The sequence below is a fragment of the Nocardia sp. NPDC057455 genome (assembly GCF_042802775.1).
Classification (GTDB): Bacteria; Actinomycetota; Actinomycetes; order Mycobacteriales; family Mycobacteriaceae; genus Nocardia.
The window spans coordinates 25766-38952 of sequence record NZ_JBHVDM010000018.1 but is presented as its reverse complement, the minus strand read 5'-3'; the positions used below and the strand labels follow the sequence as shown (position 1 = coordinate 38952).

The window sequence follows — 13187 nt, the reverse complement described above, 5'->3', positions numbered from 1 at the left end:
CGGAAGTTACCTTTCAGCCGTGTCGTCCACCGGCGGGATCCGATAGGTCGTCGGCGGTCGCGCGGCGGCGCAGTGCGGTCACGACGCCGTTCGACGACCCCGGCTTGTAGCCGACACCGCCCAACAGCAGACGTTCCTCGGTCAGCCGGGGACGTATCGCGGGACCCATCGGCCACCAATCGTCGAGTTCGACCAGGCCGGGCTCGATCAGCGCCAGATCGCCGAAGTACGACGCGATCTGCTCGCGGGTGCGGTACCAGCCGGAGCCCAAGCCCATTTCGGTGAAACGCCGTTGCAGCTCGATGGCCATCTCGTGCGCCTCGCCGCCGTCCGCCGGATCGTAGAAGTGCGTGATCGCGACGTAGGAGCCGGCGGGCAGCGCATCGATGTACTGACGCATGATCCCGGCGGGATCGAGGTCGTCGTCGACGTGATGCAGGATGCCGCACAGGATCAGCGCCAGCGGCCGGGTGAGGTCTAGGTGCTGGGTCACTTCGGAGTGCGACAGCAGGGTCTTCGGCGCGGTGAGATCCGCGGGCACGAAGTGTGTGAATTCGTTGCGCTCGAGCAGGACGCGGCCGTGGATGTTGCACACCGGGTCGTTGTCGACGTACACCACGCGCGCCTGGGGATTCTGCTGTTGCGCGATCTCGTGGGTGTTGCCGACGGTCGGCAGCCCCGCGCCGATGTCGAGGAACTGGTCGATGCCTGCGGTGCCGGCCAGATAGCGCACCACGCGGTGCAGCCAGCGGCGATTCATGCGGGCCACATCGCTCTGCCGGGGGGCGACTTCGGCGACTTTGTCGCGCACGTAGCGGTCGACTTCGTAGTTATCCTTGCCACCGAGGGTGGCGTCGTAGACGCGGGCGATGCTCGCGCGTGTCGTGTCCACGCCTACCGGAGCGCGGACACCGGTCTGGGGAGCGGGGTCGGACATGGAGACCTCCCTATAGTTTCCGTCGCCTGGCTCACCAGCCTAGAGTCCGCCGATTCGGCGGGCAATTCGTGCGGATCCATTCGGCCAGTGCTGATTTCGTGGATTCATCGCGCTTTTCCGACCAAGCCCGAGCATACGAATTGGTCGATACTCACGAGCCGGTGGCGACTCCGTTTCCTCCGGGCCGGTGCAGCACCCGCCCCGGCAGCCATCCACCCTGCACGTGCGTCACACGCCACCAGTCGACATGCACGACCACCGCCTCGACCGGCGTGGACAGGAACGGTTCGATCCGTGGCTCCTTCCGTAACAGAGCCCGAAATATCTCCTCCCGCTCGCTCGCCCGGGTGTGCGCCACGGCCGTGCCCAGACCCTGGGCGAACGGGTTCAGAAACCCGTCCGGGACGACCTTCACTCCTATGCTCGAATTGGCTCGCAGGCCGTCCAACGTCCGCCCGCCCGACTCGAGCACGAGCGCCAAGCGGAACGGATCGCCGTCCAGTTCGGCGAAGAACGCGTTCGAGCACCAGTTCACACCCTCCTTCGACGTCGCGAGGTCGATGTTGGTGGAACCGAGGACGCCGGTCAGCTTGTCCTGGATGTCCTGCTCGGTGATCTGCACGTCGTTCGATGTCATCTCGGGCTCCGTGGTGGGGGACGGGTTACGTTCTGCGGCCGATGCCGCCGAGGATGAGCCCTTCGTCGGGCCACTGCGTGCGCAGCGTGAGGCCACCAAGCCACACGCGTGTGATGGTGGGTACCGCCGGGGCCACATCCGCTGGGCGGGCCGGTCCCTTTGTCGACGTCATGGCGCTCCTCCGTCGCGTGGCCACCGTCGGGGGCGACTCTACGCACCCCGCCGCGGCCTCGCTCGGGATTGTGGACAAGATATTGCGTTGGCACTCTTGCGAATACATTATTGCGAGCCGGACTTCCGGCGCGCGCTCGCGCCTGGACCGATGTCCGGGACCGGCCTAGTAGGATCAGCAGCCGACGTTCAGAGAGCTGTGATGGTGGAGGCACTACGCCCCGCGGTCTAACCCCCGATCGGCCGGAGGCATGCATGAGCAATGACGAGGATGCCGGCGACAACGCGGATTTTCCTGCCGCAGAACGTGGTCCGACCGTTCTGCGGATCGCGTTGGGTAGCCGGTTGCGTCAGCTGCGCGAGGGCTGCAAGATCAGCAGGGAGGCCGCGGGCGACGCCATCCGCGGCTCGCACGCCAAGATCAGCCGACTGGAACTGGGCCGGACCGGTTTCAAAGAACGCGACCTGCACGACCTGCTGAGCCTCTACGGCATTGTCGACCCCGCTGAACGCGCAACCTACTTCGAGCTGGCCCGGCGGGCCAACGACCCGGGCTGGTGGCAGCACTACAGTGATCTGCTTCCCGCCTGGTTCGAGACCTACATCGGCCTCGAACAGGCCGCCACCACGATCCGCACCTACGAGGCGCAATTCGTGCCAGGGTTGCTACAGACCGCCGATTACGCACGCGCGGTGATCCAGCTGGGCAATACCGACGAGACCGAACGCCGCGTCGCCATTCGCATGCGCCGCCAGCAGATCCTCTACCGGGCGGCCGCTCCCACGCTCTGGGCGGTCATCGACGAGGCCGCGCTGCGCAGGCCGGTCGGCGGGGTGGAGGTTCTGCTCGAGCAGATCGAGCATCTGGTCGCGATGGCCGATCGTCCCAGCATTCGGATCCAAGTACTGCCGTATTCGGCCGGCGGGCACTCCGCCGCGGGTGGCCCGTTCAGCATTCTCCGTTTCCCGGAACCCGAGCTGGCCGACATCGTCTACACCGAGCAGCTCACCAGCTCGCTGTATTTGGACAAGCAGCGCGATGTCGAGCTGTACATGTCGGTGATGAACCGGATCAGCGTGGAGGCGCTGTCTCCGGCCGAGAGCATCCGATTCCTACGCGAGCTGCTCGGCGAGATGCGCTCGGGCGAATAGGGCGCGACGGGCGTCGCCGTACTCGCCGTGCGGCTTACGCGGAAAGTTTGCCCACCGTGGTGTCCGTCTCCGCGCAGGGGTACTGCGCGCCTTCGGGGGTGGGTCCAAACGTGCTGTTCGAAAACCGGGCGGTCGGCTCGATTCGAGTGCGGCGCGCTGAAATGTGCAGCCCCCGGATCGAACCCTCGTCTGCGGATGTGAATTGCGTTGCCGTCGAACCTGACTCGGCGAAATGCGACCTGCATGAGATAACAGTTCGGTCTCACGCCACTCTCTCCGATATTCTTCTGTTATCGATCAGAGCGCGTTCACCACGATTTTCGAGCTTTTCGAGACAGGTCGCGCCAATGCACATGCACGCGCGCATGTACGTACCGATGGAAGATCATCGATGCGACGCGGCTGCGGTGATGTGGCAGTATCCCTGTCGAGGTCGGGGTCTGAGGATAGGCTCGGGCAGCGGCTGGTTCGGCCGCGGCGGCCCCAACGCGAGTTGGGGTCGCCGGCGGAGCCGTGACAAATCACTGCGACGTCCGGATTGCCGGAAGTTCACGGTGTCAGCGCGATCCGGATCGGATCGCCCTTCCTTGTTCTCCAGCGCCTGCACCGCTTTGTTCGCTTCGGCCAGCGGGCGCACGGCACTCGCCGGGGCGGCTAGGGCGTCCAGGTGATGCGGCCGCCCTCGAAGTCCTGGGCTTTGCCGTTCTCGAAGTCGTATTCGTCACTGGTGGGGTAGCCGTAGCGTCCGGCTTCGGCCGCCGCGGCCTCCCAGGACTCGCGGATGGATCCCCAGACGACGTGGGCGCCGGTGCGCGGGGACCAGTAGATGGCCCCGCCGCCGAAGAGGTTGTAGCGGCCGTTGCCTGCGCGGGCGGAGGATTCGTCGGTGATGGGAAATCCCAACGGGCTGCTCTCCCAGCCGTAGGTGCCCCACTTGTCGCGGATCACGCCGCCGAGCTGATGCGCGGCGGTGCCGAGCGACCAGTAGATCGAACCGTTCTGGAAGACGTTGTAACTGCCCGGTTTCGAGGGGGTCGCCGCTTCCCTCGTCACGGGATAACCGAGCGATCCGCCTTCGTAACCGAGATTGCCCCATTTGTCGCGGATCGCGCCGCCGACTTGGTTGGCTCCGGTGTCCGGGTGCCAGTAGATGGAGGAGCCGCGCTCGAACGCCTGGTAGCGGCCACCGCGGGCAGCGGGCGAGTCGGGCGTGACCGGGTCGCCGAAGAACGCGGGCCCACCGGCCTCGTCGTACTCGACCTCGATCGCCCCGCCGACGTCGTAGGGGCCGATCGGGCGCGCCGCCGCATCGGTTCCGATACCGGCGAGCAGTGTGCCCACCACGGCGGCGACGGCGAAAGCGCCGTGGGCGCGCGAGCGGTTCGGGCGACGGTGCCGTGCCAAAGTGAACTCCTGTGCATCTCGGGTGGGTGCGGGATGGAGCTGAAGCTGTGGTCGGCGTAGCGGAGATCAAATTACCTCGCCGCGTCCCGATATGGAGGAATACGAGGTAGTCGAGTGGCCTGGTGTCGTGCGGTCGGCGCCCCGGCCGCCGCGACATCACCGGGCATTTGCCGTGCGCAGCCCATCCGACTCATTCGGGGCTCCGAACAACTGACGGTGCTACCGTGCCCACGGTCGCGCCTTCTCGGATACGGCGCCGCCGGGGCAGAGTGCCCGCACTTCTGGCCCGGCGGTGCGACGAATCCGGAAAAGGTTGCTGAGTAACGGAATTCGCAGCTGTCAGCGCAAGACGCGCGCCGCCTCTTCGGCGATGGTGGCGGCGATGGCACCCAGGGTGGGGGAATCCAGACGCCACTGCTGCCAGTACAGCGGGACATCGATGACGACGCCCGGATCGATCGAGACCAGACGGCCGGTCGCTCGGTCGTCGTCGGTCTGCAGATCGGGCAGCATGCCCCAGCCGAGCCCGAGCCGGACCGCCGCGGCGAAGCCGGTGGACGAGGGCACGTAATGGCGTGGCGGATCCAGCGGCTCGCGACCGCGCCCGCGCAGCAGCCGATCCTGCAAATCGTCCTTGCGGTCGAACAACACGACCGGGGCGGTGGCGTAGGACTTCGCCGTCGTGCCGTCGGCGAACCAGGCGGCGGCGAACTCCGGGCTCGCCATCGGCCGGTAGCGGATCGCGCCGAGACGATCGACCTTACAACCCTGCACCGGTCGCGCGGTCGAGGTGATCGCCGCCATCACGGTGCCGTCGCGCAGTAGTCGCGTGGTGTGTTCCTCGTCCTCCCGGTGGATCTCGAAGCACACTCCGCGCGGCGCACGGCCGAGCGCGGGCAGTACCCAGGTTTCCAGCGAGTCGGCGTTGACCGCGATCGGCACCCGGATCGCGCCTTCGGAGGCTTCGTCGCCGAGTTCGCGCGCGGCGTCCGCGGTCAGCAACTGGATCTGCCTGGCCAGCCGGAGAACGGCTGATCCGGATTCGGTGGCTCGAACGGGTTTCGCGCGCTGCACGAGGATCCGGCCCGCGGCGTCCTCCAGCGCCTTGATCCGCTGGCTGATCGCCGACGGCGTCACGTTCAACCGCCGCGCTGCGGCCTCGAAGGTTCCCTCGCTGATCACGGCGTCCAGAGCGCGAAGCTGGTCGAGCTGGAGATCCATATCAAGGAATTTTAATCATAGGTAAGAATCTTTAGCTTGCCTGGGGATATCACGCGGCCATAGCGTCGATCGGCGTGAGTATTTCCTCCGCGGCCGTGGCGGCCGCGTCCGGTCTGGGCTTCGGCTTGTCGTTGATCGTGGCGATCGGCGCGCAGAACGCGTTCGTCCTGCGCCAAGGGATCAACGGCAGGCATGTGCTCGCGGTGGTCGTGGTGTGCGCGACGTCCGACATCGTGCTGATCGCGGCGGGGGTCGGCGGGTTCGGCGTGGTCGTCGAGTCGGCTCCGGAGGCGCTCGTGGTGGCGCGCTACGCGGGTGCGGCGTTTCTGATCGGCTATGCGGTCCTGGCGGGCCGGCGGGCGTTCGGCTCCGCCGCGCTGAGCGCCGAATCTGGGAGGGCCACCGCGGCACTCGGTGCGACGGTGGCCACCTCCTTGGCGCTGACCTGGCTCAACCCGCACGTATACCTGGACACCGTGGTCCTGCTCGGCTCCTTCGCCAGTACTTACGCGAGCCCGGATCGCTGGTTCCTCGGCGCGGGGGCGATGCTGGCCAGCGTGCTGTGGTTCACCGCGCTGGGCTTCGGCGCGCGACTGCTGGGCCCCCTGTTCGACCGCCCGCTCGCCTGGCGGGTGCTCGATACGGTGATCGCGGCAGTGCTGCTCGCCCTCGGGCTGGGATTGCTGTGCGCCGGATGAGGGCCGCGATCAGAGCTGCGCCTTGATCTTCGCGGCGAACTCGTAGCCTGCCTGCCATTGCGCTCCGGACGGGGCGAGTACGACGCGCGCCGCGCCCGCCTCGGCGTAGGCGGCCAACTGCTCGGCCGCCTGGCCGGGATCGGTCGCCAAGGAGGGCGCCACGATCGTCACGCTGAGCGGTGGGCGGCCGTATTCGGCCGCGAGCGTGGTCAATTCGGCCACGCTAGCGCGGACCCGGTTCGGCGCGAGTCCGATGGCGATCCAGCCTTCGGCGTAGGCCGCCGCCCGCCGTCGCGCCCGCTCGCCGTCACCGGCGACCAGTACCGGCGGCATGGTCGCACCCGGTGTCAGGGTGATCTCGGTGCCGTCGGGTAGGACCGTGGCATGCCCGGCGACCAGACCGGGCAGGACGCGCAACGCCTCGTCCGTGCGACGGCCGCGCTCGGCGAAAGAGGCGCCCGCCGCCCGCCATCCGGCATCCCCGTGCGCCGGATTCCCGGTGCCGACACCGAGGATCAGCCGGTCACCGGAGACGTACTGCAGCGTGGCGATCTGCTTCGCGGCCCACGCGACCGGCCGCAATGCGAGCAGCAGAACGCCGTAGCCGATGCGGATGCGGTCGGTCGCGGCGGCGGCGGTGGCCAGCACCACGGTGCTGTCCAGAATCGGCGCGCTGGCCACGAGGTGGTCGGCGGACCAGACCGAGTCCAGGCCGCCCTGCTCGGCGAGGCGGGCGGCGGCTCGCACGTCACCCAGGATGGGTTGCGCGGGATCGGGCGTCGAGGTGGGCAGGATGATGCCGATTTCCATGGTCATGGTTCCGACGCTACGAAGCCGGGCCTCCCGCGCCAATGTCCCGCTCACTCGAGTCGATGCTCCGTACGCTCATCTCGAACACGTTGCCGGAGGGATGGTTTCGTCATTCGCCGCGGGATGACCGGCGGTCGGCGTCGGATCGCTCGCGCCCGCGCCGCGTGATCCTCCAGCGCTGTCTGTACGGCAGTCGGCTTCGGGTTCAGGCCGACGCGCCGGGAAGCAGGGCCTCGACCAACGAGCGGGACCGGGCGGCCGGACCGGTCGCGCCGAACGCCTGCGTCGTGGCGTAGACGCCTTCCATCACCAGCATCAACTGGTCGGCCAGCGCCGCCGGATCGGCGATCGGCGCGGTCGCCGCGAGTTCGCCGGCCAGCGCTGCGAATTGCGTCCGCACCCAGCTCTTCATCGCGACGGCGTGTTTGTGGCCGAGCACGTCGTGGTCCGGGAATTCCCCGAGCGCGATGAGGAAGGGGCAACCACGACAGGATTCCGGGCGCACCTGCTCTGCCAGCGCGTCGAACAGGGCGAGGATGCGCTCGCGCGGGCCGTTCCCGCTCGCCGCCGCGGCGAACCACTCCCGGTAATGGCGGTCCTCGCGTTCCAGGTAAGCGGCGACCAGATCGTCCTTGGAACCGAACAGCCGGTACAGGGTGGGCGGCGCCACGTTCGCCTCGGCCGCGACGCGATCCACGCCGGTCGCCCGGATCCCTTGTTCGTAGAACAACTCCCGCGCGACGACCAGGATGTGCTCCCTGGTATCCGCGGCGGCTCGACGTTTCGGTTCCACGGGAATACGGTAACCGCTGTCAACGATGTTAGGGAACGTTACCTAACGAGAATGCGGGAGTGCAGCATGACTGGTTCGAACGGAAAGACCGCCCTGGTGACCGGCGCCTCGCGGGGGATCGGCCGGGCCATCGCCGAGCGGCTGGCCGCCGACGGCGTCGAGGTGGCCGTGCACTACGGCACCAACAAGGAGGCGGCGGAGGAGACGGTCTCGGCGATCCGGCGCGCGGGCGGCCGGGCGTTCCCGGTGCGCGCCGAACTCGGAGCCGACGGCGACATCGACCAGCTGTTCGGCGAACTCACCGCCGGTCTCGGCGACCGGCCGTTGGACATCCTGGTGAACAACGCCGCGATCATCGCCTACGAGGCCACCGTCGAACAGGCCACGCCCGAGCACTTCGACCGGCTGTTCGCCGTCAACGTGCGGGCGCCGCTGTTCATCGTGCAGCGGGCGTTGCCGTTGCTGCGCGACGGCGGACGCATCGTCAATATCTCCTCCGGCGTCACCTGGTTCGCCACGCCGGAAGTCGTCTACGGCATGACCAAGGGAGCGCTCAACGTGTTCAGCCGCTCGCTGGCGAACACCCTCGGGCCGCGCGGGATCACCGTGAACACCGTTTCGCCCGGCATCACCGACACCGACATGAACTCCTGGCTGCATACCAACGACGGCGCGATCGCCGGGGTCGCGGGCATGACGGCGCTGGAGCGCGTCGGCCGCGGCGCGGACATAGCCGACGCGGTGGCCTTCTTCGCCTCCGACGACGGGCGCTGGGTCACCGGCCAGACGCTGGAGGTGAACGGCGGCCTGTTCCTGGGGCCGAAAGCGCCGTCCTGGTGATCGCCGGACACGATCGGGCGCGGGCGTCCGGCGCCCGTGCCTGCGGCTAGGGTGGGCGCATGGTCGAGTCGACGCGAATCGTGCTTGCATCCCGGCCGGTGGGCGCGCCCACCCCGGAGAATTTCCGGACCGAGACCGCGGAGCTGCCCGCCCCGGCCGAGGGTGAGGTTCTGCTGCGCACCCTGTACCTGTCGCTCGACCCGTACATGCGCGGCCGGATGAGTTCGGCCGAGTCGTATGCCGCGCCGGTGGAGATCGGCGGGGTGATGGTCGGCGCGACCGTGGCCGAGGTACTCGAATCACGCGATCCGTCGGTGGCGAAAGGCGATCTGGTGCTCGCCTATTCGGGCTGGCAGACCCACGACGTCGCGCCGGCGCGCGGTGTCCGCACGCTCGACCGGTCCAAGGCTCCCGTCTCGACCGCGCTGGGTGTGCTCGGCATGCCGGGATTCACCGCCTACGCGGGACTGCGCAAGATCGGCAAACCGCAGCCGGGTGAAACGCTCGTGGTCGCCGCGGCCACCGGGCCGGTGGGCTCGGCCGTCGGCCAGATCGCCAAGATCGGCGGCGCTCGCACGGTGGGCATCGCGGGCGGCCCTCGCAAGGTCGCCTACCTGAACGAGTTCGGCTTCGACGTCGCGCTCGACCACCGCGCCCCCGATTTCGCCGAGCAGCTGGCGGCGGCGGTCCCCGACGGCATCGATGTCTATTTCGAGAACGTGGGCGGAGCGGTGGCCGACGCGGTCTATCCGCTGCTGAACACCTACGCGCGCGTGCCTGTCTGCGGGCTGATCGCCAACTACAACGCGGCCGGCGCCCCGGACGGCCCGGACCGGCTGCCCGCCTACTACGGACGCATCCTGACCAAGAGCCTGACGGTGCGCGGATTCATCCAGACCGAATTCGTCCGCGAGCTGTACCCGGATTTCCTGCGGGAAATGGGCGAGTGGGTCGCCGAGGGCCGCGTGCGCTACCTCGAGGACGTCGTGTCCGGCTTGGCCGCCGCTCCCGAGGCCTTCGTCGGCATGCTGGAGGGCCGCAACTTCGGCAAGATGGTCGTGCGGGTCGCGGACTGATCAGCGCGCCGCCGCGCCGCCGCCGATTCCGAGATAGACCACCATCAGGATGAACAGAAACCAGCCCGCGCCCTGCCAGATGGGCCAGGTCCGGCCGCGGCGCCACTGCACGTAGGTCTCGACGAAGGCGCCGATGCCGCCGATCAGCAGGACCACCGCGGGCCCGAGCACCACGGCGAGCTGCGCGGCGCTGTCACACAACAGTCGGGCCTCGTCCGCGCACTCGCGCTGCGCGGCCCACAGCACGCTCAGCAGGAGGACCAGCGCGGCGGTGGCGAGCACCGAGGCGACGTAGGTCGCCGCGCGGCGGAACCCGCGCGGATCGCGCCAGCGCTTCTCGACGTCGTCGACCATGTCACCACCTCGCCCTTGCGCGGCCGCCGGATACCTTCGACGTGATTGCCGAACGGGGGCGGCTCAAACGCCGCTCAGGGTTTGCGTCCCACGCCCGACCAGTACCAGGCGGAGCGCGGCTCGGCCGCTAGGGCCTCCGTCTCCGGACGCCAAGCCGCGATCGGCACGACACCCGGCTCGACCGGTTCGGTTCCGGCGAAGAAGGATTCGACCTCCTCGCGACTGCGCGGGCGGAACGCGATACCGGCCTGCTCGGCGGCGGCCGCCGCGCGCGCCATGGCGCGTTGGTCGAAATCACCGGTGGAATGGGTGAGCACCAGATAGCTGCCGGACGGCGCCGCCTCCAGCAGCCGGCGCACGACACCGTGCGGATCGTCGCTGTCGCGGAAGAACATCATGATCGCGACCAGCAATATCGCGATGGGGCGGTCCGGGTCGAAAGTGTCGGCCAGGACGGGCGCGTCCAGAACCGCGCGCGGATCACGCAGATCGGCGTCGAGGAAATCGATCCTGCCCTGCGGTGTGCTCGCCATCAGCGCCCGGGCGTGGGCGAGCACGAGCGGGTCGTTGTCGACGTAGACCACGCGTGCGGCCGGATCGATCCGCTGTGCCACCTCGTGCGTGTTACCCGCGCCGGGCAGGCCGGTGCCGATGTCGAGGAATTGATCGATCCCCGCCTCGCCTGCCAGATAGCGCACCGCCCGGCCGAGGAACGCGCGATTGGCGCGGGCCATGGCGCGGATGGTCGGGATGTGCATGGCGATCGTGTCGCCGAGTGCGCGATCGGCCGGATAGTTGTCCTTGCCGCCGAGCCAGTAGTCGTAGACCCGCGCCTCGTGGGCGAGCCTGATATCGAGCTTGGTCGACGACCCGGCGCGCACCCGCGCGTGACCGTTCGGCATGCGACTCCTTCCCCGGTCGACGCCGGACAGCACCGGCGCGGCACCGCAGTCGTCTCCCGAATGACGACCTCGCGCTATCGATTACGCGTCAACAATAGGGCGGCGCACCCGCGGCAGGTGGTTGTTCGACCGGATCGTCCTATTTTCGCGAAGCTAGGCGGCGGCGAACCTGGCCGAGATCTCCTGTGCGGTGACCTTCGCGAGCTCGACGAAGAACGGCACGCGTGCGGGGATCATCAGCGTCGTCGGCCCGCGCAGGCCGAGTGCGAACCGGCAGTGGCCCGCCGGATCGAGGATGGGCAGGCCGATGGTGCGGAAGCCGGGATCGAGTTCCTCGTCGTTGTAGGCGTATCCGCGCTCCCGCGCGGTGATCAGTTCGGCGCGCAGCTCGCCGGGCCCGGACACCGAGCGCTCGGTTCCCTCGTCGTAGGGAAGCTCGCACAGCTGCTCGTCGGTGGTCTCCGACCAGGCGAGCAGGGCCTTGCCGAGCGCGCTGGCGTGCAGCGGCAGTCGCACCCCCTGCAGTTCGTGTCCGTCGGTCTCCCGCCACCGGCTGGTACCGAGCAGCACGGCGTGGATGCCGTGGCGGGTGGCGACCGAGCAGCTGGCTCCGGTGGTGCCCGCGAGCTGTTCCAGATACGGCTCGGCGAGATAGATCCGGTGCTGGCGGTAGGCGATCTGGCCCCACTCCGCGAGGGCGCCGCCCATGCGATATCGGCTGGATTCGGTGTTCTTCTCCAGGAAGCCCGCCTGCACGAGCGTGGTTAGCAGCCGGTGCGTGGTACTGACCGCGAGACCCTGCTGCCGCGCCACTTCCGAGACGCCGCGTTCCCGGCCGTCACGAAAGCAGTCCAGGACCGAGAGGGCGCGGGCGACGGTCTGCACGCCGGAGGGTTCCACGGATCCGACGGTAACACAACACTGGGGGTGAGAAGGTTTGCTCTTTTCCGATATTTGGAAAGCTTCAGCGAATACGTCGAGGCCTTCGTCGCGAGCACTCCGCCAGAAGCTGGCTCACAGCAGTTCGGATCAGGGAAGTATAGGGAGATCGATATGTCAAGCTTTCCGATCCTCGGAAAGCATTACCTCGTGACCCGGCGTCGCCGTCCCTACTCTGCGAGGGCATTGATCGACAATTCGGACAAGGAGTCCTCACGATGTGGCGGCAAGCCCTCATGCGCATCGCGCTAGCGATCGTTCCCCTCGTCGCACTCGTCGCCGCGTGTGGTTCGGACACCGGCGGCGACACCGGCGCAGGCGCCTCCTTCGTGCTCAAAGTCGCCGACCCGGGGAACTCCGGCCCGCTGGCGGTCGGCAAGCGCGACGGCACCTTCGACGCGGCGCTGGCGCCGCTCGGCGCGAAGATCGAGTGGGTCACCACCACCCCCGGCTTCAGCTCCAACCTGAAGTTGTTCAACACCAAGGAACTCGACGTCTCCGGTGCGGCGTTCAGCCCGGTCGTCGGCGCGCTGTCCAAGGACGTCGGCGTGCGGATCGTCGCCGTGCAGGATCCGGCGGGCAAGGATCAGAGCGGCATCATCGTGACCCCGGAATCGGGCGTGCATTCGGTCGCCGACCTGGTCGGCAGGCGCGTCGCGGTGAATCCCGCGGCCAAGGGCGAATACATCCTGCTCAAGGCGCTCGCACAGGCAGGCGTCCCGGCCGACAAGGTGACGCGGGTTCCGTTGCAGCAGAAAGACGCCGCCTCGGCGTTCGCGACCGGCAAGGTGGACGGCTGGGCGTCGTTCCTGGTGCCCTACCAGGAGGCCAAGGCCAACGGCGGTGTCGAGATCGCGACGGAGAAGAGCATCGGCTCCAACGACAACACGGTCGTCGTGTTCCGCACCGAGGTGCTCGACCAGCGCCCGGACGTGGCGGCGAAGTATCTCGACGTGCTGCAGGACCTCACGGCGAAGCAGCGGGCCAACCCGGCCGATTTCGAGAACGTCTTCGAGAAGACCGGCCCGCGCGCACTGTCGGGCGCGCGGCTCACCGACGCCTACCGGGTGGGCGGCGAGGCCACGGCGCCGCACCTGCCGAACGAGGCGGACGCCACCGCCTTGGCCGACGTGGTGAACACCTTCTTCGGCAACGGCGTGATCACCCGCAGGATCACCGCCGCCGACATCTTCTACGACCTGAAGTCCAAGCTGACGCCCGAGCAGCTGGCCGCGATCCAGGCGGGCAGCTGA

At 68.5% G+C, this 13187-nt stretch carries 15 protein-coding genes; 5 read left to right on the top strand and 10 right to left on the bottom strand.

What is annotated here, in order from left to right; all coding sequences use genetic code 11:
* Positions 1 to 13 precede the first annotated feature (13 nt).
* The 3 genes from ACFU5M_RS10280 to ACFU5M_RS10270 all read right to left on the bottom strand — a co-directional run bounded on the left by ACFU5M_RS10280 (position 14) and on the right by ACFU5M_RS10270 (position 1746).
* On the bottom strand, positions 14 to 937 hold the full coding sequence (locus ACFU5M_RS10280; protein WP_379046921.1) for an SAM-dependent methyltransferase: 924 nt from the start codon (positions 935 to 937) through the stop codon (positions 14 to 16).
* Positions 938 to 1088: 151 nt separating this feature from the next.
* Positions 1089 to 1574 carry a hypothetical protein gene (locus ACFU5M_RS10275; protein WP_379046918.1) on the bottom strand — a complete coding sequence of 162 codons (486 nt, stop codon included), beginning with the start codon at positions 1572 to 1574 and terminating at the stop codon, positions 1089 to 1091.
* 25 nt (positions 1575 to 1599) lie between these two features.
* Positions 1600 to 1746 carry a hypothetical protein gene (locus tag ACFU5M_RS10270; RefSeq protein ID WP_379046915.1) on the bottom strand — a complete coding sequence of 49 codons (147 nt, stop codon included), beginning with the start codon at positions 1744 to 1746 and terminating at the stop codon, positions 1600 to 1602.
* 254 nt (positions 1747 to 2000) lie between these two features.
* On the opposite strand from ACFU5M_RS10270, the gene ACFU5M_RS10265 reads away from it, so the two are divergent.
* Positions 2001 to 2897 (top strand): helix-turn-helix domain-containing protein, encoded by an 897-nt coding sequence (locus tag ACFU5M_RS10265; protein WP_379046912.1) that lies wholly within the window; start codon positions 2001 to 2003, stop codon positions 2895 to 2897.
* 654 nt (positions 2898 to 3551) lie between these two features.
* On the opposite strand, the gene ACFU5M_RS10260 is transcribed toward ACFU5M_RS10265, so the two are convergent.
* Both ACFU5M_RS10260 and ACFU5M_RS10255 read right to left on the bottom strand, forming a co-directional pair.
* On the bottom strand, positions 3552 to 4301 hold the full coding sequence (locus ACFU5M_RS10260; RefSeq protein WP_379046909.1) for an LGFP repeat-containing protein: 750 nt from the start codon (positions 4299 to 4301) through the stop codon (positions 3552 to 3554).
* Positions 4302 to 4640: 339 nt separating this feature from the next.
* Positions 4641 to 5522, bottom strand: a complete 882-nt coding sequence (locus ACFU5M_RS10255) for a LysR family transcriptional regulator ArgP (RefSeq protein ID WP_379046906.1) — start codon at positions 5520 to 5522, stop codon at positions 4641 to 4643.
* An 80-nt stretch (positions 5523 to 5602) separates the two neighbouring features.
* Here ACFU5M_RS10255 and ACFU5M_RS10250 point away from each other — a divergent pair, with 80 nt between their 5' ends.
* On the top strand, positions 5603 to 6220 hold the full coding sequence (locus ACFU5M_RS10250) for a LysE/ArgO family amino acid transporter (protein ID WP_379047105.1): 618 nt from the start codon (positions 5603 to 5605) through the stop codon (positions 6218 to 6220).
* A 9-nt stretch (positions 6221 to 6229) separates the two neighbouring features.
* On the opposite strand, the gene ACFU5M_RS10245 is transcribed toward ACFU5M_RS10250, so the two are convergent.
* Positions 6230 to 7036, bottom strand: coding sequence for an LLM class flavin-dependent oxidoreductase (locus ACFU5M_RS10245; protein ID WP_379046903.1), 807 nt, complete (start codon positions 7034 to 7036; stop codon positions 6230 to 6232).
* Between the two features lie 199 nt (positions 7037 to 7235).
* Positions 7236 to 7823, bottom strand: coding sequence for a TetR/AcrR family transcriptional regulator (locus ACFU5M_RS10240; RefSeq protein ID WP_379046900.1), 588 nt, complete (start codon positions 7821 to 7823; stop codon positions 7236 to 7238).
* A 66-nt stretch (positions 7824 to 7889) separates the two neighbouring features.
* Between ACFU5M_RS10240 and ACFU5M_RS10235 the strand changes: the two genes are divergently transcribed.
* Both ACFU5M_RS10235 and ACFU5M_RS10230 read left to right on the top strand, forming a co-directional pair.
* On the top strand, positions 7890 to 8663 hold the full coding sequence (locus ACFU5M_RS10235; RefSeq protein WP_379046897.1) for an SDR family oxidoreductase: 774 nt from the start codon (positions 7890 to 7892) through the stop codon (positions 8661 to 8663).
* A gap of 59 nt (positions 8664 to 8722) precedes the next feature.
* Positions 8723 to 9739 (top strand): NADP-dependent oxidoreductase, encoded by a 1017-nt coding sequence (locus ACFU5M_RS10230; protein ID WP_379046894.1) that lies wholly within the window; start codon positions 8723 to 8725, stop codon positions 9737 to 9739.
* On the opposite strand, the gene ACFU5M_RS10225 is transcribed toward ACFU5M_RS10230, so the two are convergent.
* The 3 genes from ACFU5M_RS10225 to ACFU5M_RS10215 all read right to left on the bottom strand — a co-directional run bounded on the left by ACFU5M_RS10225 (position 9740) and on the right by ACFU5M_RS10215 (position 11895).
* The gene (locus ACFU5M_RS10225) at positions 9740 to 10093 is read right to left on the bottom strand and encodes a hypothetical protein (protein WP_379046891.1); all 354 of its coding nucleotides are present in this window, start codon (positions 10091 to 10093) and stop codon (positions 9740 to 9742) included.
* Between the two features lie 74 nt (positions 10094 to 10167).
* A complete protein-coding gene (locus tag ACFU5M_RS10220) occupies positions 10168 to 10995 on the bottom strand; it encodes an SAM-dependent methyltransferase (protein WP_379046888.1) in 828 nt (275 codons plus the stop codon).
* Positions 10996 to 11148: 153 nt separating this feature from the next.
* A complete protein-coding gene (locus tag ACFU5M_RS10215) occupies positions 11149 to 11895 on the bottom strand; it encodes an IclR family transcriptional regulator (protein ID WP_379046885.1) in 747 nt (248 codons plus the stop codon).
* A 257-nt stretch (positions 11896 to 12152) separates the two neighbouring features.
* On the opposite strand from ACFU5M_RS10215, the gene ACFU5M_RS10210 reads away from it, so the two are divergent.
* A complete protein-coding gene (locus ACFU5M_RS10210) occupies positions 12153 to 13187 on the top strand; it encodes an NrtA/SsuA/CpmA family ABC transporter substrate-binding protein (RefSeq protein ID WP_379046882.1) in 1035 nt (344 codons plus the stop codon).